Annotated in this window: 2 protein-coding genes; both read left to right on the top strand. The window is 26.4% G+C overall.

Translation table 11 applies throughout. The features are described 5' to 3' along the window. The coding region (locus tag FNW07_RS13850; protein ID WP_185964658.1) for a hypothetical protein at positions 1 to 291 on the top strand (291 nt) is incomplete at its 5' end. Positions 292 to 690: 399 nt separating this feature from the next. Then, complete coding sequence (locus tag FNW07_RS13640) at positions 691 to 1,170, top strand: hypothetical protein (protein WP_144070562.1); 480 nt, start codon at positions 691 to 693, stop codon at positions 1,168 to 1,170. Positions 1,171 to 1,263: the final 93 nt, after the last annotated feature.

Below are 1,263 nucleotides of genomic sequence, written 5' to 3' on the forward strand. Positions count from 1 at the left end.
AAGTCAGAAGAAATTAAAAATGCCAATGTATTGATATGGGTAAAAAAAGTTCCCGGCGAACAAGTTGGAAGTTATGGTGAGGGTAGTCGTGCGATTAGATTAAATGCAGAAATAAACCGTATAAATATTTCAGAAAACAGTATCTATAAGAAAATTAATGTTCCTTGTGTTGGTGAACCTCTACAAGAGATATATAAAAAAAACCACTCACCATCCAAAATTTTTTATTTTGGAAGCATACCATATGAACGGATTTCAGAAATTATTGAAAATGAAATAGAAAAAAAATGATATATAAAATAGAATATACAATTTATAAATTTGAAGGCAAATTACTAGACCTAGAAACATATACTAATTTAAAAGAAACTTTTAAAAAAAATTCATATTTAGATTTTCCACCACCAAAAACATATTATGAAGAGCATAAAGATGAATCATTATTTTTTTTAGTTCCATTATGTCTTTGTATTTTAATTTCATTTATTCTTGTTGACGATTCGTGGACAGTGTTAGTTTTTATGATTTCATTTATATTTCTATTTGTCTCCATCATATCTCAATTTTCACAATTTATTTCGTTTCAAAAAGCAAAAAGTAAAAAAAAATCTTTTTTCACGAAATTAAAAATAGATATTATTAAATCTAATGACTATTCCGAATTTATAAAATTGCAAAATCTAAAATAAAATGTCTAAATATCCATATTGGTTAATTTTATTGAAAAACCTAAAAAAAAGCGGATTAACAATTCCATTCATTTTAGGTGCTAAACAATATTTTGATAAAGATTGTCAAATAGACACTGTTGAAAAATTATTCTTAGACATTAAAAATTCAAACTTTAATGAAGTACTTGAACTACATTTTTGCCCTGATATTGTGGAATTTGTATTTTCTATTGGTTACAGAAACTTTAAAAGACTAGGTGTAGAAATAAAAAACTCAGATAATGATACAACGTTAATTCTAACTATAAGTACAGAAATACTTGGTAAAAATCTTGAAGAAATTGTTTCAAAATTATCTTCAAGATATAAACAACATTTAGAAAAAGAAGAATATTCATTCACCAAAAGAAATTGGGTTAAATATACAGAAATAGAAACAAATGAAATAAAAGCACTATCTGCCAACACACGCTACAAGCAATTTGGGGATTTGGCTTAATTTAAAGTTGGTCTTGTATCTGATAAATTTGTGTTTATCCGAAGATTTGGCTTCCTTAATCCCAAACTGCTTGTAGCGCGGGAACGTTGGAAG

Origin of the sequence: Flavobacterium sp. GT3R68, from assembly GCF_007109225.1 — a bacterium.
GTDB lineage: Bacteria > Bacteroidota > Bacteroidia > Flavobacteriales > Flavobacteriaceae > Flavobacterium.

Bases quoted from the DNA above. Each gene is read 5' to 3' on its own strand.
- FNW07_RS13640 (WP_144070562.1), top strand. From the start codon at position 691: ATGTCTAAATATCCATATTGGTTAATTTTATTGAAAAACCTAAAAAAA.